Raw genomic sequence first — 20,789 nt, 5'->3', positions numbered from 1 at the left:
TGAAACTTTTCTTTTATTGCTTTTTAGTTTGATAAGTGCAATGGTTAGGTATGACCATTATGTATGTGATATGAAATTTGTACGTGAACCTTCTCATATATCTCCACATCAGATACATTCACTGTATGAAATACGGGATAGTGTATTACATAGAGAGAATTTAAATAAGAAAAAGTAGTGTTAGGTAGTTTATTTTGGACAAAAATTTATTTGAATGTAGTAGTAATGCCAAGGTTCTTTGTCTCAAAGATAATACTACTGAGTTGGCGTTCAGATTTTTGAGACAGTAGTAAAATCTTTTTAGTGACTCTTTGAGTAGTTTAGTTAAATACAAGCACCTGCAACAGTTCACCGGACTAAGGTTACGCTTTTTTCGGTGATGCTGATTGTAGGGAATAAAAATTTTATGTGCCTCAGGATAAGTGATTTTAATTAAAGGCAGTACAGAACTCAATTTAAAATGTATGAAAAAACAATCTTTGAAAATTCAATGTTTGAACACAGTTCTTTTTCTTTTGCTCCTCTCAACAGTATTTGTGTCTTGTAAGAAAGATAATGAGGCAGTTACACCAGATACTGTTGATGTGAGAGATAGTGCCTATTATTATTCTCTGGTCTATTATTTATGGAATGAAAAGCTTCCTGATTATGCAAAGTGGTCTGTTACCAACGGAGATTTGATCAGAAGTTCTGAGACTACATTTAAACCCCAATCTTTTGCAAATGTAGATAGTATCATGAGTAGCTCTGCAGGTATCCGTTCTTATAGTGATGTGGGAACTTCTGGTAAGCATCTTGACCGATATAGTTTTGCCTCATCGCAGACAGACTGGGAAAATACTTCATCTGGAAGCAATGCTGGCTTTGGATTCAGAAGGGGATATATCTCTTCTACTGATCAGAGAGTCGTATATGTGTATAAAAATTCTCCTATAGGATTGGCAGGTGTACAACGGGGTTGGCAGATTTTGAGTGTAAACGGTGTCCAGGCAACACTGGCAAATGAAGAAGCTTTTTACAATTCATTGAATAGTAATAGTACTTCCACATTTGTTTTTAAAACAAATGAAGGAACAGAAAAAACACTGACATTAACCAAAGCATCGTATAAAGCTAATTTTGTTCAAAAAGATACAGTAATTAGTGCTGGAGGTTTGAAGATTGGATACATTGCCTTAAGTAGCTTTTTGGGAGACAATGATGGAGCAGATACGGAAGCTGAACTGGAAGCTGCTATTAGTGATCTGAAATCAACAGGAATTACAGATCTGGTTATTGATCTGAGATACAATGGTGGGGGATATACATCTGTATCTGAATATTTTGCGAATCTGGTAGCACCTGCCAGTGCAAAAGGAAAAGCTATGTATAGTTATAAATATAATGCATTACTGACATCCGAGTTTAAAAAGGCTGGATATACAACAGATATCAATTTTGATACAAAGTCCGCCAATTTTAATCTGACGCGTATTGTCTTCATTACATCCGAAGAAACTGCTTCCGCCAGTGAGTTGCTTATTAATAATTTGAAACCCTATGTGGATGTAACATTAGTTGGCTCAACTACCTATGGTAAACCTGTAGGATTTCCAGGAATTCTGATAGAGATGAGTAAGACAGATGTAACACAGAATTACTATGTTTTTCCAATTGCTTTTAAAACAGTAAATGCAAACAATGAAAGCGATTATTTTGATGGTATGACTGCCAATATAAGTTCAGTAGACGATTATTCCAAAGATTGGGGTAATCCGAACGAAGCTTGTTTTAATACTGCTATATCCTATCTCACTGGAGGCTCAACTACCCGGCAATCTGCCCGCGTCTCTTCTGAAAAGTTGAAGCAATTAAATCTGAATACCAAAAACGAGAAGTTAGGTGGTATTAATGAAATGATTACCACTGAGAAAATACCTGTATTACCTTTTAAATAACTTTCCTGCTAACAGCACCGTGTAAGAGTGCTGTTAGCATACTTTGCCATTTTTTTATCTTTACTACGCTTTTGTTTGGCTATTACTGATAGTTGACAGAGCGCCACACCAATTAATAAACAGTACATATACATTGCTCTTATCACTTCAGATAGGGCAAGAAATAGCTTATCAACCTAAATACTAAGCATTGTATATGAGTAGTACTGTATCTGTACGACCTGTCATGTCACAGGTCGTACATTCTATAATCCCTTCTAACCTTAATCAATACCTAAGATGGTGTATTTTACTGTTCCTGTGGGGACTTACTACCAGTCCTTCTTTTGCTTCTCATATTGTTGGAGGAGAGTTTTATCTGATTCATAAAACGGATACTAAATATGAACTGGGTCTGAATCTCTATTATGATGAGATTAGTGCTGCTAGTCCTGAATTAAAGCAGGATTATATTCGGGCTACTATATTTCGCAAAAGGGATAATCAGTTTATGCGGAATGTAGATCTGGGTTTATATAAAAGTCAGAGTCTTCTTACCTACAACAATCCCAGTTGTGAAATGTATAGTTTGGTAAAAAATAGCCGGTTATGGTATTATACAGAAATTACACTCTCTGGTGATACCTACAACGATTCTGAAGGGTATTATGTAGTGTGGGAGCGTTGTTGCCGCAATGCCAATATATCTAATATTTATACCCCAAGTGAAGTAGGAAATGCATTTTATATGGAGTTTCCTGCTGTCAGACAGAATACACAATCTTTTATCAATAATTCTCCTGAATTTGGTGTGATTACGGGTGACTATGCCTGTATTAATTCTCCATTCTATTTTGATTTTAGTGCTACTGATGCAGATGGAGATTCATTAGTATACACATTGGTTACTCCTTATAAAGGTTATTCAGATGCTTGTAGTGGTCGAAATTGCATTTGCCCGGATAATTGTCCATATCCTGCTGATCCTGTTGTACAGGATCGGTTTGGCAATCAATATATAGATCCTGACCCGCGTAATCATTCGGCTCCTTATCCACTTATTACGTGGGCAACAGGTTACAGTCTGGAAAAGAGTACACCAGGCCCTGTGCCTTTATCTGTTGGAGGGCAGTCTGGAATTATAACATTTACAGCTGATAAATTAGGATTGTATGCGTTTGCAGTTTTATGTAAAGAATATCGTAATGGTATACAGATAGGTGCGGTTCAGAGAGATTTTCAGATTCGGGTAATAGAATGTCCTGTAAATAATGCTCCAGTAGTAAATGTAAAGGATAATAAAACCCGTACATATGTAGCTAATATGGGCTCAATAGAGGTTAGCAAGACTGATAGCCTTTGTTTTAAAGTTGCTCTTACAGACAAAATATCCGGGACTAAATTTGGTAGTTCGACATTGGCTCTGACTCTGGAGGCTGTAAACTTTTCTTCCAGCCTGGTTTCGCTATCACCTACATCCGGAATTATATATCAGGATAGTGATACAGTATGGGCTAATCTATGTTTTGAGAAATGTGCAGCAGCAGAAACTAACCAACCTTTACAAATAAAGCTTGTAGTCAGAGATGATGGTTGTGGAGGTGGATTATCTGATACCCTCATTGTAAATTTTAACTTTGAGCCATTGATTCAGGATCCGCCTATTGTAGTGACAACTCTACCCGGCAATCAAGCGAGCATATTTGTGAATCAGCTGTTACAGTTTACTGTTATCGCTACTAATACCGGAGATGGAACTATTGCTGTAAATGCAGCAGGAAGAGGATTTGATATGAGTGCAGTGGGAATGCAGTTTGAAAATGGAAAAACAGGGATAGATAGTGTTACCGTTCCTTTTTCCTGGACACCTGATTGTCGTGTTCTGGATATGATGAAGGACAATACATTTATCATTGACTTCTTTACGCAGAATGCAAACTGTAAAAATAAGTTTGATACCACAACTGTGACCATTGTTGTACAGGATTCTGTAGTAGATCATTCTTATTTTCTACCTGCCAATGTATTTACTCCAAATGGAGATGAATGGAATCCTTACTTTGAGATGTCAAATAATGAAGATAGTACCAAGAATCTGCCAAAAGACAACTGTAAAGAGAGGTTTGATCGAATAGAGATGTATAACAGATGGGGAAGATTAATATTTACCAGCCACGACCGGAATTTTAAATGGGAAGGTGCTCAGTTTCCAACAGGAAGTTATTATTTTCTGATTTATTATACTACCCGAAGGTACAAAGGATGGGTTTCTTTATTACGATAAAGCAAAACCCCTGAAGGAATTACACTTCAGGGGTTTTTATTATTGTGCTTTCCATTCCATTATCATATCTAACGACTGTCCTTCTTCTTCAATCTCTACCTTCCATTTTAATGTAGTAGCAGACATTTCAACTATTTCATAATTTTGTGTTCCTGCTGCTGTTCCATCTGTAAGAGTAAAAATTTTGGTATTTTCATTATATGACCATGTACCAGTACCTGTAATTGGAGTTTCATCAGGACATGCTTCACCTTCTTCACTTTCTATTTTACCACCTTCTTTAAATGTAACAATATTGTCCGTCACACAGGTTGGAAAGAATGGTAGCAAGTCAGGATCTGCTGTTCCATCTCCATCAAAATCAATAATAGGGTTAGTCGTAATTGCTGACATTTTCCAGTGTTTGCCAACAAAAATAGGATCATTATTTTTCACAGGATCTGGATCATGTTTTTTACAGGCAGCCAGACTTCCTAATAGAGTTAAAGCCAATACAGTTAGGCGTACATTTGTTACTAAAGTTTTCATAGTGTAGTTGTTTGTAGTTGAAAATCTTTGATTATTAGTATGTTACAAATGTATGCTCTTGCGATAGATAGCTCAAACACAGCCTCTGCCAACTGATGAATTTGCATGCAGGATGTCAGATTTATACTACGAATTGTAAATACAGGCATCAGATCGTATAAAAATATCCCCTGATAAGACTCATTTTTCAGTCTTATCAGGGGATACGCATTAAGATGTATTTTAAATCAGCTTAGAACGCTATTGAGTTTGTTGTTTTGCATCTGCTTTGGCTTTTTTCTTAAATGCTCCTTTCAAAAAGAAACTATACCGCAATGCATCCATGCTTTCATCCAGTTTCTTCGTACTGGTTTCTACATTCTGAATAGTGCCCTTCAACTGTGTGGCAAACTGCTCATCATTTAATAACATCCCCAGTGCATTGTTATTGCGGTTAAGGTTATCACTTGCTTTTTCAAGGTTACCACTTATAGCAGATGCCGAAGATGCTGTAGTCTGAAGCTGGTTAACAGATCCCTTTAATTGATTAAAGACAACAGTGTCTGTAAGTAGTTGATTAACAAGACCGTCTTTGTTATTTAGTTTATGTGTAAACTGTGACAAAGAAGCAGATGCCTGACTGGTTGTTGCAGATACTTGCTGCAAGTTTGAAACAATGCTCTGAAATCGGTTAGCCAGAGTAGAATCTGATAACAATGCACCCACCGTACCCTTTCCATTTGTAAGGTCGTTACTCAACTTCTTGAAATCTGTGGTGATTGCCAACAGGTTTTTATTGTTCTCCTGCAAGGTTTCCATTATGTCATCTGTACTAAGGGCTTGTTCAATCTGTAGTCTGTCTCCTTCTTCTACTACAGGTGCCTGTGGAGTTCCTCCATAGATTTCAACAATTTTATTGCCGATTAGACTTTCTGAGCCAAGTCGTGCCTTTGAATCTTTGTGAATGTACTTTTGTACATCTTCTTCTATCTTAAGTGTCACCTCAACCTGAGACGTACCGTATAGTTTCAGGGATTTTACAGTACCAATTTTTACCCCTGAAAACCAGACATTGTTTCCAGCTTTCAGACCGGCTATATTGTCAAATACTGCTTGTACTTCGAGGGTTTTTTCAAACCGTTTCTGTTTGCCTCCCAGAATAAAAATTCCTGCAACCAATATAATGATAGCCAGGAGCACGAAGCCTCCTACTACCACAGATCGTTTATTGTTTTCTGCTGTTCCCATAGTTAGTTAATCTGTAAAGTTATAGTCATAAAAAGCTTTCACCCGTTCATCTTCTGTTGTAAATACTTCATCAAATGTGCCTTGGCGCTGAAATTGTCCATCAAGCAGCATAACAATTCGGTCACCTGTGATTTTCGCACAGGTAAGATCATGTGTAATGATAATAGAAGATGTATTGAATTTTTGCTGAACCTCATTGATCAGGTTGTTGATATCCATACTGGTGATGGGATCAAGACCCGCTGTAGGTTCGTCATATAGCATAATTTCAGGTTTCAGAATCAGTGTTCGGGCTATCCCTATGCGTTTACGCTGACCGCCTGATAGCTGGGATGGCATTTGATTAATTGTTTGAGATAATCCTACATCTTCCAGGAGTTCTTCTACACGTTGATTAATTTCGTTTTCACTCAACCCTTTTTCATGGCGCCTTAACGGAAATTCCAGGTTTTCACGAACTGTCATACTATCATATAAGGCACTATTCTGAAAAGAAAATCCAATCTTTAAACGCAGTGCATCCATCTCTTTTTCCTTTATGCCAGTAATTTCATGATTGAGTACATTGACAGATCCTTCATCTGGTGGTAGCAATCCTGCAATGATTTTAATTAAAACAGATTTTCCCGTTCCTGACCGTCCTAATACTACCAGGTTTTCGCCCTGATATAAATCCATATCTACGCCTTTAAGAACGTCCAGTTCTCCAAAGGATTTCTTCAAGCCCCGGATTGTAATGACTTTATGAGTGGTATCTATTTTAGTGTTCTCTTTCATAGTTATTATATATCTTATCCACGTAAGGCATTCACTATCTGCAATATCAGTAGTTCCTCAATGAACACCAGAAACATAGATGTCACAACAGATGAATTGGCAGCTTTTCCTACACCTTCTGTACCTTTTGAGGAATTATATCCTTTATAACAGCCTACTATGCCTATTGTGAATCCAAATACAAATGCTTTAATGACTGATGAGAAAATGTCAAGAAAGGTAATCGCTTCAAATACCTGATTGATATAACTCTTAAAACTGGTTAGCTCATTGGCGTGGATGTTTAGATATCCTCCCATGAGTGCTACAAGCATAGTATACATGGTTAGAGTAGGGATCATAAATGTGGTAGCCAATACCCGCGATACAACCAGAAACTTGAAAGGATTAACTGCGGATACTTCCATTGCATCAATCTGCTCTGTTACCTTCATTGATCCAAGTTCTGCTCCGATATTAGAACCTACTCGTCCTGCTGCAATCAATGCGGTTACTAAAGGCGCAAGGGCACGTACTATGGCTACAGCAATCAGTGCCGGCAGAAGCGCTGTTGCTCCTAAGTCTGCAAGAGAAGGGCGGGATTGATTGGTAAATACAATACCAATGATAAATCCGGTAAGAGAAATTAATGGCAGAGAACGGACTCCAACCTGAAAACATTGATTGATAACCTCCTGCCATTCGTAAGGTGGTAGAAATACCTCCTGGAAAAAACGAACGACAAAACGATAAATTTCTGCCAGATCGATAAAGATCTGATCCAGTTTGCGTGAGATTACATATTTGTTGGCTTTTTCTAAGCCTTCTTTAGGGGCATCGGTATGCATCTGTCTGGTCTGTAAAAATAAAAAAGTTACATATTACTATTATCTAACCATATAGACACTAGCATGGAAAAAATCGTACCTGTAGATTTTATAGATCAATTGTGGGTACTAATGTAGGGGCAAATACTATTTTCAGTTCTGCAAATACGCTTGTCCTGACACTATAGGAAGGAAGAACTATTGACTTTATTTAGAAGAAACTAATCACACTCTTCTTACCACTAAAAAAAAGATTATTTAGGGTGAAAATAGTTGCTAAAAAGAACTGAAGGTGGAATATAACAAAAAAATGCTGTTTGAATCAGAGAGTATATCTGAGTTCAAACAGCAGGAAGTAAGTATATATCTTGTCTTGGAAATCAGTGTTTTTTCTTTTGCTGGCCTGGGGCAAACGATTTTGCAGACTGACTACCCGCGGCCTTCTTCGCTTGTCCCGGAGGCATTGGTTTTGCTTTTGCAGGCTTAGATTGTTGTACTACAGTAGTGCGTTTTTCCACAATGCAAGAAGTAAGAGAAACAATAGTAATGGCTACAATTAAGAGCGCTTTTGTCAAATAAGTAAACATAGCTGGTTGTTTTTTCGTATTCAATCAATTATATATCTTTTCTTTATCAATGAGATTTTAATGTATAATCCCTGCATTTTTAACCTCCACTGTAACACGGGCAGTGGTACCAAACATATTACCGAGATTATATTTATAATTAATGGTTTGACCTGGGATTAGGTGTTTAGGTATAATAAAAACTTTTGTTGGTTTTTCGGTTCCTTTCTTTGTATAAATTCTGTAGATAAGTTCTATGTCCTTATAAGAAGCGATAGAAGCTCGATTCGTTAAAGTTCCTTCTACAACTGTTTGGTTAAGACCATTTTTTTTCCAAGAGAATGTGTTTACAATAAACTGCTTTGGTGAACGGATCTCATGCAGATAAGTTGCATTGTTTGACTCTGTCCACTGTAAAAAGCTCATACTAGCTACTGTGGATTGCTTAATTATTCTTTCCTGCTTTTTGAAAGTGGCTTTCTGCTTAGGTAGTAGAATGGCTTTTTGTGAATCATTCTTTGTATCACTAAATTCGACTTTGCCCGTTACGACAGTAAGTTCGATATTTTTATCATCCGTGTATGCTTTCAGGTCAAAAGATGTTCCCAATACTTTCGTTTCAGTCCCACCTGCCTGAATGATAAATGGTTTTGTCTTATCTTTTTCTATCACAAAGAATCCTTCACCAGATAGTGTAATCCTTCGATTATTTCTTCCAAAATCTGAACTATAACTTATTGTACTATATTTATTCAACCATATTTGACTACCATCAGGCAAACGAATCTCTTTCACAGAGTCGGTAGATTGATAAGTTTGAACATCAATCTGAACAGATTTATTGGTGATAAAGGCTCCTGTAGTTGATGAAATAGTGGTGCTTTCAGTTAAAAATCTGTTTTTTACACCATAACCAACAGCTAGAATAATTACTATTGCTGCAGCTGTTTGCCAGTAATATTGTTTATACCAAGGCCTTAATTCAATAACTTTTGTTTCATCCTGCAGCTTTGATTGAAAAGTATCCCATTGTTTACCTGTTTCCCAATCTATTTCTTCAGCGGATGTTCCTGACAATTCCCATATAGTTTGAACGTCTTTTAACGTTTCCTGATGTTCCGGATCCTTCTCTGTTGTTTTATATGCTACCTTTTCCTGGTCTGTCAATGGCTCGTTGGTCAGGTACTTTGCGAGTATTTGCCACATGGTATTTGCCATAGTCAGAATAAATGTTTTGCTGATTGTATGAGTAAAACAGTTGAAAAGAGATTTACCCCTAAAGAAAAGTGAAAAAAATATTTATTTTTTTTAGAGGGTTGATAGTCAATAGTATATGCTGTCATACTTTTTCTGTTATCCAACTGACAATCAAAAGTAGTAGACTTATGAGAAATTCCTTGCTCAAATAAGGTTTGAGACTGATTCGGAGTTTTTCCAGTGCTATGCCCATTTGATTTTCAACTGTTTTGACTGATAGGTCAAGTTGTTCGGCGATCTGCTGATACTTAAGGCCTTCTTGTCTTGATAGCAAATAAATGACTTTGCATTTAGGTGGAAGATTAGCTATTGCCTGCTGCACTTTTTCATGAAGTTCATTAAATAACACACTGTCTGTAGTGTCATTGCTTACAAAGTTATTGCTTTGCTGGATATGTTGATGAATAGTGTGTTTTTTTTGGAGTCTTTCCAAATGATTTAAGGAAACATGTGTAGTTGATTTATAGAGATAACTTCTAAGTTGTTCTCCCCATTCCAACTCTTCACGGTTGTTCCATAACTTTAAGAACACTTCCTGTACAATATCCTGAGCCTGTTCTTTATCTCTCACAAATGTATAGGCCCAGCGACACAACTCCTTATGGTATTGTTTAAATAAAGTTTCTACGGCATCAGAATTCACTTTTTTCATCTCTGTCAACTTCAATATTCTGCAAAGATGAAGAAAAAAAAGTATCAGAAATCTAATGCTACTAATCCAGCTGTATTTAGCTGAATTAATCAGGTTAGATTTTGAGTAGTATTGCAAACTTAGTCCTATAATCTTTTATTTTTTTACTCGTTCTATAAGTGGTTAGCTTGTGGGGATTTATCTCTACATATGGTGTTTAAACTGATAAAGTCATAGATGTGATATAACATATAATGAACCAATATTTCAGGGAAATACAAGTAAGAGCCGCTGAAAGTGGTATAGAATTTGTTCCATTATTGAATTACACTTTTTACTTTTACAAGCTAACATTTTACACCCAAATAGTACCCAATTTATCCATAGGTTGAGAATTTGCTTTATCAGTAATACAGTCTGAGATCTATTTTGTATTCTTCTGTCAAGGTAGAAGATTAATATTCATTATTATGAGCATCCCTTCAGATATAAATCCCTTAAATACTTCAGAGAAAAAATCTATTGAGAAAACAAATCCATTATTTACTGTTTCATCTGATGTTGTAACCTCACTAACAATCCAAACAGAATCCTTATTTGGTTTTGGAAGCTGGCAGTGGATAGTGGAAACAGAGCAGATGGTTTGGTCTGATGGATTGATACATTTATTCGGATATGGGCCAGAGACATTTGGTTCTAATTATAAAGATATCTCATTTTTTACAGAGCATTTGCATCCACTGGATAAGGAAAGAGTCATTAGTTGCTTGTCGGAAGCAAAACAATTATCTGCCTGGATACCTTTAGAGGTCAGAATTCTGACTTTTGACGGAAAACAGAAATGGATTTCTATCAAAGGGGAAATTAGTCATATACATAGTACTCCAACCTGGGTTTGTCTGATAGAAGATATAACCTCACAGGTAACAAGCAGACAACAGGAAGATAATACAGTTAAGAGATTACGTCAGCAAGAAAAGTTGTTTCAACGTGTAGAGCATAATTTTCACTATGGAAGTCTCGAGTGGGATCTGGATACAAATGAGGTAGTATGGTCTGAGGGGATAATGTTTTTGCTGGGTTATACACCTGAAACATTTGGTCATAATCCTTGCACACCTGATTTGTATCTGTCTCATTTGTCAGCAGAGGATGTTCAGAAAACGAAGCTGATGATAGAACATTATAAAACTACTCAAGACTTCAGTCCTTTTGAGCAACGTGTCATAACCAGAGATGGAGAAGAAAAAATTCTGGCAGGAGAATGGAGCATTAGCTCTGAAGAAAGAAAAGTAATATGTCTGCTACATGACATTACTCAGGAAAAGCAGAAAGATATACAAATTGAGCAACAGGCCTGGGCCCTGGAAAACATCTTTCGGAATACTCCCACCAGTATGTGTGTGCTAAAGATAGTGTATGATGAAGAAAAACAGATCTCTGATTTATTATATGTCTATGTCAGTCAAACTTTACAGGAGCAAACCAGACTTGCTGAAAGTGAATTGATAGGAAAAAGCATGTTGCAGTTATTTCCTGAGGTAAAGAATTCACAGTTCTGGTTGGCTTATCAGCGGGTGCTTATAACAAAGGAATCTGAACGTTTTGAAGATTTCTATGAATTTGACGGCTACCGAAACTGGCTGGAAGGACAGGTTGCGTATCTGGACGATCATCATTTGTTGTCATCTTTTACAATAATCAATGATTTGAAACAGATCCAGCAAGCGTTGGAGCATCAATCTGCTTTGTTTGAAAGTGTAATTAATAACTCGCCGGTTTGTATTGTTTTATATAAAGCTCTCAGAGATAAATCCGGAAAGATTATAGACTTTGTTCATGAATTATCAAATCCTGCCAACAGCCTGATAACTGGAAAAACAGAGGAAGAATTAATGAGACAGTCATGGCTAACTCATTATCCTGAGAATAAGGTAAATGGTTTTTTTGATCTGTTTGTCTCTGTTGTAGAGACAGGCAAAATCGAGCGAAAGACTTTTTTGTATGATGCACATGGCATAAAAGGATGGTTTGATGGTAGTATTGTTAAACAGGGAGATGGGATCTTGTTTACTTACCAGGACATAACAGCTTTAACACAGCAACAGCAACAAATTGAACAAACTAATCTGGAATTAACACGGTCAAATACTGAACTGGAAAATTTTGCCTATGTAGCTTCTCATGATTTACAGGAACCATTACGAAAGGTTAAATCGTTTAGTAGCCTCTTAGTAAAGGAATACAGTACACTATTGCAAGGAAATGGCCAACTGTATATACAGCGTATGCAAATGGCTGTTGAACGCATGCAGACGCTGATCAATGATTTACTTGAATATTCCAGAGTTGGAAGATTGGAAGAGGGATACCAGCAAGTGAATCTGAATGAATTGATTACAAAAGTATGGATGCCTCTGAAAGAGGAAAAAGAGAATACTGGAAAGCTGATAGAGTTTACTATAGATGAACTGCCAGAAATTCATGCTATTCCTTCTCAGATAAATCAGTTATTTGCTAACCTGTTAGGAAATGCCGTAAAGTTTTCTAAGCCGGATGAACCTTTGACTATTCAAATTAGAAAGATGCCACTGATAGAGGAAGATAGAGGCAATCTACGGTTTGTAGAACAAACAGAGTATATCAAAATCGTTGTAGAAGATAATGGTATTGGGTTTGAACCTGAAAATAAAGAGAGGATATTCGGTCTCTTTCAACGATTACATGGTCGGAGTGAGTACGAAGGTTCAGGCATTGGACTGGCTATCTGCAAAAGGATTGTAGAAAATCACAAAGGATTTATGTATGCAGAAGGTGAACCTGGAAAAGGGGCACAATTCATTGTATTACTTCCAGCTTGAAACATCACTATATGCTTTTAAAGAGGCGTATAGTGATGTTTTATTAGGCATATTGTCTTTGTACTTTTCTTCTGGCAGGTATTAGTGTTTGTGCAATTGAAACCATATGCATAAATGCTGCAGAAGGAATAAATACTGAAAGCAAAAGTAAATAGGGCATTGTGCCAAACTGTGGTGCAAATGTATGCTCAAGGCCACAAAGCTCAGGACAAATTAAAGTGGTCATAAAGACAAATGTCTCTACTGCCAGCAATCCCAAACCCAATACATTCCATCCAATCAATGTTTGGGTAGACATAGTCTTTGAAATATACGCCATACATCCAACAACAGGAGCACTTATACCTACAAGAATGCTCAGATTATATCCTTCAAAAGTAGCATGTGCAGGTATTACTCCCTGAACATAACTTCCATAAATCAATAATTCCACAGCAATTCGTAATGTCTGTCCATATACAGTCATTGGTTTGGGAAAATACATTACGAATACTTTAAATTTATTAGACAGGAAAAAGTAAGTAATAAATCCTGTTATAGGTAACAATACCAATATTGGAATACGCAAAGGTGATTCCATGTCTGTCAAAATATTGCTTGTCGACAACAATGTGATATAACCTAACCAGCCAAGCACAGCCAGTATAGTATTGCGTTTCCATCTGCGAACTCTCTGGGAGTTTTCATTTCTTTTACGGAACGTAGCTTCCATCCCGTGTTGCCAGAATGCCAGCGTGGCAATCAATAAGGCAACAAATCCAACAGTAATCATAATTTTCAAAGTGTAGTTGTAGTATTAGAAAAATCTAGTATTCTATTAGTATCTATTTTCAACGTGAGGGAAATATCTACTATGCAAAAATACTTGCAATCTCCTTGCCATAATTTGCATTGTATTGATAATCAGTGCTGTGTATGTTTTTTGTGTTTTTTGTATGTCCGAAAGCGGACATTTTTATGCGATACTGAACGTATCTGGCAAAAAATAACATGGGAGAGTTTCTAAGAACAATGCAAAAATACGAAAAAGTTGGATCAGTTGCTAATTGTAATGTCAGGATTGAACAGAAATCTGGCTTAAATGTTTGAAATAGTCTTTCAGTTGTATTTACAAGAAGAAACAAAACAGGTCCTCAGATGAACTTTCCTGTAGTATAGATATCATACATACTATCATTCACCAGAAGTATTACAATTGATGTGCATTTTTATTCAATTCATAAAGCTATCCAAACATTTGAAGATAGACAGGATTGAATACCTCTTGATGATAGTGTTGTTTTGTATCACTTATCGAAAACAACACTATTCAAACTATTTACATTTTAATCTTTTATCTGAAAACAACTATGAAAACACGTTTCTTCTACCTGACTCTTTTCCTATTAGTAGCAGGAATTTTTACATCTAAAGTTCAGGCCCAAGAGGTCGCAGGTACCAAATATCTGAACGCTGGCGTTGGAATAGGTAGTTTTAATGCGGGCGGAATTCCTTTGGGAGTATCATTTGAATACGGCTTGAAAAATAATATCAGTGTAGGTGCATTTTTTGATTATGCCCGTTACGGAGAGAATTATGCTGGATATAAATGGCATTATACATTTTTATACTTTGGAGGAAGAGCATCTTATCATGCTAACGAATTGTTCGGAATTTCTAATGAAAAATTAGATGTCTATGGGGGATTATCTCTTGGATTCAGAAGTGTATCCTATAAAGACAATTCCGGGTACTACAATGATTATTATAGTCCATATAATAGTAGCCTCATCCTAGGTCTGCATGCTGGTGCACGGTATATGTTATCTGAAAAAGTAGGAGGATTTGCAGAGGTTGGATATGGAGTTGCTGCCTTACGTCTGGGTGTGACAGCTAAGTTTTAATCTATACTGAAGAAAAATGATTCATATATCTGATATTTTATGACAGAGGTATCAGGTATGTGAATTTTTTAAGTGCTAAAAAGTGGTTATAAAAATACAACTATGAAAACAATAATAGGTGTTTGTGGGCTTATCCTCTTAGCAGGATGGCTTACTGCTGCTCGTCCGGGAGATGCACTGAGTGATCTGGGCATGAAGATGTATGATGTTGAAACTGGTGTGCTGGAAAATGTAAAAAATGAAAGTGCCTGGTATTTTTTTTCGTCTTCAGCTATGCGCAAGGTGGCACGTCAGATTCCGGAGAGTGCCAGAGCAGAAGCTGTAAAGACCTTAGGGAAGGTGGTTCGATCCTATGTGGAGTCGCCAGAGTTTAAGAAACAATATGTAGATTGGCTAAAAAACAAATATCCTGTCGATCCGCCTACTGCTGCTGAAAGAGAACTTGAGAATGGTGCAAGTTCAGAAGCAACAAAAGCTGCTATGAATGAACAAATAACTACAGCTCAGCAGATGTTTGCACAAATGCCTGCCTCATCACTGGCTATGGCACTTCAGGCTCAGATCCAGCAGTCAGAGAGTGAAATAGCCTCTCTGGAAGGGGAAGAAAAAACTAGCAGGACAAAAGAGGTGGCAGCACAGAAAAAGATGCTGGCTATATCTAAATCTAATCCGGAGGAGTTTAAAAAGCAGTATGTCGCTTATATGAACAAGTATATGGCAGGGGAGGTCAATAATAGTCTGGCTGAAGACGAAGAACGAATGAAAGAAGCTCGTATCCATATGGAAAAGCGGAAAAAGCAACAGGCTGTTTTGGATGCCCATTCTGACATAAAGCCTGTACTGCGTAAACGCCTGCAAGACTTTATTGTCTTATGTAACTCTGTAGACTTTACTGCCAAGCTGACCTCAACAGGGTATAAACAGGAGTTTGTCAATCCTGCCTATCAACGAAAGTCTTCTGAATGGAAAATGCTTTTCCGGATAGGTAAGACTGCTACACTATCTGCTCGTGATTTTGCTCAGGAATGGCTCTCTCAATTAAAATAAATAATAAAAGGTACAGATATCTGTACCTTTTATTATTTCAGGATTATTACTGCCCTTAGCTGGAAAAGTTAATAATTTTTGTTTTCCAGTTCAGAAACCTTCCGGGTATATTTTTGAAGTTCCTCAAATACGGACTGAATCTTAGCTTCATAGAGTTCTACCTGCTGAGTACGTTGCTGTAATTCATCATAGGTAGACTTCATTTCTTCCTCGTAGCAGGCTATCATTTCTGTATGTTCCTGCATTTCCAGTTCCATAAGTGATTCTTTAGTAACATCTGTTGCCAGTTTGATGATTTTGTAGGGGATACCTGATGCATCTTTAAGAGGAATATAAGATGCTTGCAACCATACTGCTGAATGAGTTCTGGTATATCTTTTGAATCGAGCAGTATTAGGCTCTCCAGCTTTTAATTTAGTCCAGAAGCTGCTATATTCTTCACTATCTGCATAGGCTGTATCTACGAATAAACGATGGTGTTTCCCTTTTACATCATTGCACTTATAATCCATCAGATGTAGAAAGTTATCGTTAGCAGTGAGAATATTTCCATGTATGTCAAATTCGATGATAGCAAATGTGGTATCGATGCCCATAAACACATTGTTTAACTCCATCTCTTTTCGTTTTAGTTCTTCCTGGATCACTACCAGTTGTTCCAGCATTTCTCGTGTGCTGATTTCCTGTGCATTCATCTGCTCTGCTTTTACACGGCTTTCTTCCAATAAATACTGCATTTGTTCAGTGATTTGATAATCTCTTAGAGTAGCCGCAATATTTTCAGCAATAGCCTTTACAAATTCAATCTCATATGGTAGAATAGGAGAGAAGGACGCTATTTCAAGTATTCCTTTGATTTCATTCTGTGTTTTTAACGGAACAATAAGTAAAATGCGTGGTGTGGCTTCTCCCAATCCGGAAGTGATACGTACATAGTTTTCCGGTATTTCTGTGAGATAAATAATATTGCCTTCCAGAAATGCTTGCCCCGTTAATCCCTGACCTGGGAGGAGAAACACTGGTTCTTCTGAATGTTTATTCCGATTGAATGCATGACAGGCCATTAGTTCCAGTACTGCCTGTGAATCTTTCTGTTTTACTAAAAAGAGTGATCCCTGATTTGCTTTGAGATATCGAATAATAAAACTGAGGATATTCTCGCTTAATTCTTTGATATTTTGATTGTTGCGTAGAATGGAAGATATAGTTGTCAATCCTTCTGTTTTCCATAATTGGATAGTATGATCTTCCTGCACCTTCTGCAACTGATTGCGCATATGAATAAGTGAGTGTCCAAGACGATCTTCAGGAAAAAGATCAGTGAGTGTTACACTTAGATTCCCTTTGGCTATTTCATCAGAAAATAAGGTCTTTGTTTTCAGTGAGTCGACCATTTCACTCACTGAGCTACTAATTTGCCCTATCTCGTTTTTGCTTTTCAGATTTTCAGGAATAGAGACGATTATTCCTCTGGCTACTTTTTCCAGAACATCTCTTAATGTATCAATGTATTGTACCTGCAACAAATTCTTGTGGATAAGAAGATAGGTAATTGCAATCATCACACTGTTGGCAAATAATACAATCAATACTACCTGTAGTATCTCTCCTGACAAACACATGGACAATGTAAACTTTGTTGGAGATAGGAGTGTAACGGCTTTCCAATGATTCTTTGCATCTGAAAGAATTCCCTTACTAGTTGCTTGCTGTGCAATCATGTTTCTTTTATCAAAGGATGCCTGATGAATCAATGCGTTTTCATCTGCCTGATAAAGAAGTTCTGGCTGTTTTTTAAAGAAAAGGTCTCTATCTATGGCTGTTAACTTTTCATTGTGTGCACCATATAGGAGTATCTGAGCTTGAGGGTCTTTCTTCTGTAGTTCGGTTTCAGCATCCTTGCGAATCTTTTCAGCTGTTTTTTGCCAATTGGTAAATGTATACCACACTCCAATCATATCACCTTCTGAATTTCTAACAGGAACTGCAAAGGCAATACCTTGTCCGGATGATTTATACAATTGTGCAACTGTTTGGTCTACTGTAAGGTTGGAATGCCAGCTGTCAGTGGTATTTATACATTTTAAAGCTCCTCTGAACCAGTCTGTATTGTACATATTACTACCAATAAGGCCAGATGAAGACAATGGTGTACTTTGGGAGTTTTTGGTATTGACTGCAATTACATTACCATCCATATTGCAAAGCAGCAATAGATCGTAAATGGATTGGTACTGAACCATCTGATTCATGAACTCCTCTAATCTACTATTTGCCTGCGGATGTACTACGGCTTCTGTTACAAGTGAATTGTAGGCAAAAGCCTTGTTATCCATCTGACAGGTATACAGGGATTGATCTATTTTATCCAGAACAGTCTGAGATGTAATGTGGGCAGTAATCTTCTTTGCCTGGTTTTCTGATTCAATGATTTTATGGGTAAAATAATAGAAAAGAGTAATGAGCATACCGGCTATGATGGTGCACATACCCAGATACAGGCGTGTAAATAAACGTTGATTCATACAACATATCTATGTTGATTAATAAGACTTATTACCTGGCTATCCCAGGCTATTTAAACAACAGTTGTGGTGTCACATAAAACTATGTGATAGATGAAACAAGATAATCTGTTGGTTGCTCAATCAGATAGTATCTCAATTGGTTTGTTTCAAACCAAACTTTTTAATGCTGCTCGTAAGTTGTACTTTATAAATCAATAGGTAAGCTTGTATGAATCAACCTCTTCATAGAATGGATTGAAATATACTATGCGGTTGTCAGACCGTTTCTTAGTTTTTCATTTTCGGTTTCCAGTAACGTAATTTGTTCGAGGTATCGTCTTTCTTTGTCAACCATTTCTTCATGTTTGGCAGACATTTCTTCTAAGGTATTGCGCATTTCCTGCTCATATACTTCTATCATTTCCATACGTTCTGTATTTTCCAACTGAAGTCTATGTTCTGCAGTAATGTCTGTTGCCAGTTTGATCACCTTATATATCTGCTCTGATTTGTTTCTTAAAGGCACATACGATGCATGCAGCCACACTTCAGATTGATTTTTGGCTATTCGTTTAAATTTACCAGACTGGATTTGACCTAACCGTAATTTATGCCAAAAAGACTCATATTCCTCTTTAGCCGACGAGTTTTCTGGCATAAATATCCGATGAGGTTTTCCTTTAATATCTTCCAGTGAATAATCCATTAATTGCAGGAAGTTTTCATTGGCATTAATGATTGTTCCATTGGTATCATACTCTATCATACCAAACGTAGAGTTAATGCCTTGCAAAAGATTATTGGTTTCTTGTTGGTTACGTTGTAGTTCTTCCTGAGTAGCTACCAGTTCTTCCATACTCTGACGCATTTCTTCCTCCTGCGCACGCATTTGTTCTGCCATCTCTTTACTTTCATCCAGTAATTTAGCTGTATTTTCGGTAGCTTTGGCTGCAGCGAAGGAAACGGCAATATTTTCGGCAATTCGCTCTACAAAATAAATTTCATGAGATTGAAAAAGTTTAAATGAGGCCAATTCCAGAATGCCATATACTATCTGTTCATGTTTTAAAGGTACAACGAGAATATTGTTTGGGTTGGCATCACCCAGACCTGATGTGATCCGAACATAATTTTGTGGAATCTCCTTTAAATAAATAGTTTCTGCCTCCTGCCATGCCTGACCTGCCAGACCTTCTCCCTGACGAATCTGTTTGGACAAATATTTTTTGCGATTAAACGCATAGGCAGCCTTTAAATCCAGATAGGGATTATGTTCATCACTATCATTAACCATAAATAATACACCTTGATTGGCACCAATGTATTTGATTAGTTCTGCCAGAATACGATCAGATAAGATGATTAAATCACTTTCTCTACGAAGAATAGTATTCAGGTGATTCAATCCTTCATTAGTCCAGTTACGTTTTTCATCGTTTTCTTTCACAGTTTTCATATGCTGTTGCATTCTTAACAATTCGCCAACCAGATTCTCTTCATTCAGATTCTTGTTTTCCTCTGTTAAGCCTTCCCACTCCACATTTCCTGAACCTTGTGTAACATTTTTAACAAAGCTGGTTGCCTTTCTCAGATTGGTGATTGTTGTTTCAATTAGTTCAACCGTATATTCATTTGTCTTTGTGCCAGGATCAAAAAGATATTTTCGGTTGCTTTCACTCCAGTCCTTTAAAATCTGCTTGCGTCTTACCTCTTCCTTTTTAAAGTAGTTGGCTATCCAGAATAATGCAGGCAATCCCAAAAGAATAGAAAAGATCTGAATCCATGTGTTCTGTAGTGTCGCTTTGTCATATTCTCGTTGAGTCTCTTTAAGTATTGTGTTTTCAAATGCTTTCAAGTGTGCTTCCAGACGTTTGCCAATATTCTCAGATTTAATGTTACTACTGGATTGAAGCATTGAAGTGACTTCCTGTATACTGTCAATTCGGGCTTGTGCAATAATCGTTTTGCTGAATTCCTGATAAGCTGTTACTGAATCACGAGTTATTTCTGCCAAAGCAAGCAAAGATTCAATACTGGATGAATAATATGGAAGACTCTTCTGCTGTGTAGTAAGAGCATTTACCAGATTAGTATAGGCCGATTGACTAGTGGCAATATCAGTTTCTAATCGTTGTAAATGATAGTCTTCTTTGGTAAAGGCAAACGTAAGTATCTCTTTATCCAGATTGTACAGGCCACTTGAAATAAATTCATTGAAAAATTCTGATGATTTATAGGATTGTTCTTGGAGAACAATATTTTTTGACATTATTTGGCGGTTGCGGAAAAACAATAGTGCTGAACATAGCAATAAAGTCGCCACAAAAGCGATGGATAGGATAACGCCATGTTTTCGTATAAAATGCAGTAGCATAACTCGGGAAGAAAAAATATGAATAGTTGCTCTTAAATTTCGTATAAGCAAATATAGAATGGCAGATGTGAATAAGATTTCGTTAAAAATAGATTATGGCACAGATGTAAGATTCTTTATTCTTG

15 protein-coding genes are annotated in these 20,789 nt (G+C 36.9%); 5 read left to right on the top strand and 10 right to left on the bottom strand.

Translation table 11 applies throughout. From position 1 onward, the window contains the following. Positions 1-464 precede the first annotated feature (464 nt). Entirely contained in the window at positions 465-1,937 is a 1,473-nt protein-coding gene (locus QNI22_RS11945; RefSeq protein ID WP_314510862.1) for a S41 family peptidase, read from the top strand. A gap of 196 nt (positions 1,938-2,133) precedes the next feature. Beyond that, positions 2,134-4,200 (top strand): T9SS type B sorting domain-containing protein, encoded by a 2,067-nt coding sequence (locus tag QNI22_RS11940; protein WP_314510861.1) that lies wholly within the window; start codon positions 2,134-2,136, stop codon positions 4,198-4,200. Between the two features lie 39 nt (positions 4,201-4,239). Here the strand turns inward: QNI22_RS11940 and QNI22_RS11935 are convergent, their stop codons facing one another. From QNI22_RS11935 to QNI22_RS11905, 7 genes are all read right to left on the bottom strand, one after another. After that, the gene (locus QNI22_RS11935; protein WP_314510860.1) at positions 4,240-4,728 is read right to left on the bottom strand and encodes a lipocalin-like domain-containing protein; all 489 of its coding nucleotides are present in this window, start codon (positions 4,726-4,728) and stop codon (positions 4,240-4,242) included. A gap of 240 nt (positions 4,729-4,968) precedes the next feature. Next, on the bottom strand, positions 4,969-5,955 hold the full coding sequence (locus QNI22_RS11930) for an MlaD family protein (protein ID WP_314510859.1): 987 nt from the start codon (positions 5,953-5,955) through the stop codon (positions 4,969-4,971). A gap of 6 nt (positions 5,956-5,961) precedes the next feature. After that, positions 5,962-6,732: an ABC transporter ATP-binding protein gene (locus QNI22_RS11925; protein WP_314510858.1), complete on the bottom strand. Its 771-nt coding sequence runs from the start codon at positions 6,730-6,732 to the stop codon at positions 5,962-5,964. Between the two features lie 14 nt (positions 6,733-6,746). Continuing rightward, on the bottom strand, positions 6,747-7,559 hold the full coding sequence (locus QNI22_RS11920) for an MlaE family ABC transporter permease (RefSeq protein WP_314510857.1): 813 nt from the start codon (positions 7,557-7,559) through the stop codon (positions 6,747-6,749). Between the two features lie 359 nt (positions 7,560-7,918). Continuing rightward, positions 7,919-8,125 carry a hypothetical protein gene (locus QNI22_RS11915; RefSeq protein ID WP_314510856.1) on the bottom strand — a complete coding sequence of 69 codons (207 nt, stop codon included), beginning with the start codon at positions 8,123-8,125 and terminating at the stop codon, positions 7,919-7,921. A gap of 57 nt (positions 8,126-8,182) precedes the next feature. Further along, positions 8,183-9,310 (bottom strand): FecR family protein, encoded by a 1,128-nt coding sequence (locus QNI22_RS11910; protein ID WP_314510855.1) that lies wholly within the window; start codon positions 9,308-9,310, stop codon positions 8,183-8,185. Positions 9,311-9,443: 133 nt separating this feature from the next. Further along, entirely contained in the window at positions 9,444-10,013 is a 570-nt protein-coding gene (locus QNI22_RS11905) for an RNA polymerase sigma-70 factor (RefSeq protein WP_314510854.1), read from the bottom strand. A 449-nt stretch (positions 10,014-10,462) separates the two neighbouring features. Here QNI22_RS11905 and QNI22_RS11900 point away from each other — a divergent pair, with 449 nt between their 5' ends. After that, positions 10,463-12,853, top strand: coding sequence for a PAS domain-containing sensor histidine kinase (locus QNI22_RS11900; protein WP_314510853.1), 2,391 nt, complete (start codon positions 10,463-10,465; stop codon positions 12,851-12,853). Between the two features lie 43 nt (positions 12,854-12,896). Here the strand turns inward: QNI22_RS11900 and QNI22_RS11895 are convergent, their stop codons facing one another. Continuing rightward, positions 12,897-13,625, bottom strand: a complete 729-nt coding sequence (locus tag QNI22_RS11895; RefSeq protein WP_314510852.1) for a hypothetical protein — start codon at positions 13,623-13,625, stop codon at positions 12,897-12,899. A gap of 577 nt (positions 13,626-14,202) precedes the next feature. Between QNI22_RS11895 and QNI22_RS11890 the strand changes: the two genes are divergently transcribed. Further along, positions 14,203-14,736, top strand: a complete 534-nt coding sequence (locus tag QNI22_RS11890; RefSeq protein ID WP_314510851.1) for a hypothetical protein — start codon at positions 14,203-14,205, stop codon at positions 14,734-14,736. 102 nt (positions 14,737-14,838) lie between these two features. Continuing rightward, on the top strand, positions 14,839-15,783 hold the full coding sequence (locus tag QNI22_RS11885; protein WP_314510850.1) for a hypothetical protein: 945 nt from the start codon (positions 14,839-14,841) through the stop codon (positions 15,781-15,783). Between the two features lie 68 nt (positions 15,784-15,851). Here QNI22_RS11885 and QNI22_RS11880 read toward each other — a convergent pair whose 3' ends face one another. After that, a complete protein-coding gene (locus tag QNI22_RS11880) occupies positions 15,852-18,308 on the bottom strand; it encodes a GAF domain-containing protein (protein ID WP_314510849.1) in 2,457 nt (818 codons plus the stop codon). Between the two features lie 247 nt (positions 18,309-18,555). Further along, the gene (locus QNI22_RS11875) at positions 18,556-20,559 is read right to left on the bottom strand and encodes a GAF domain-containing protein (RefSeq protein ID WP_314510848.1); all 2,004 of its coding nucleotides are present in this window, start codon (positions 20,557-20,559) and stop codon (positions 18,556-18,558) included. Between the last annotated feature and the right edge of the window lie 230 nt (positions 20,560-20,789).

It is taken from the genome of Xanthocytophaga agilis, assembly GCF_030068605.1.
GTDB lineage: Bacteria > Bacteroidota > Bacteroidia > Cytophagales > 172606-1 > Xanthocytophaga > Xanthocytophaga agilis.
Note: the sequence above shows the minus strand (reverse complement) of the source record. Positions and strands in the feature narration are given on the sequence as shown.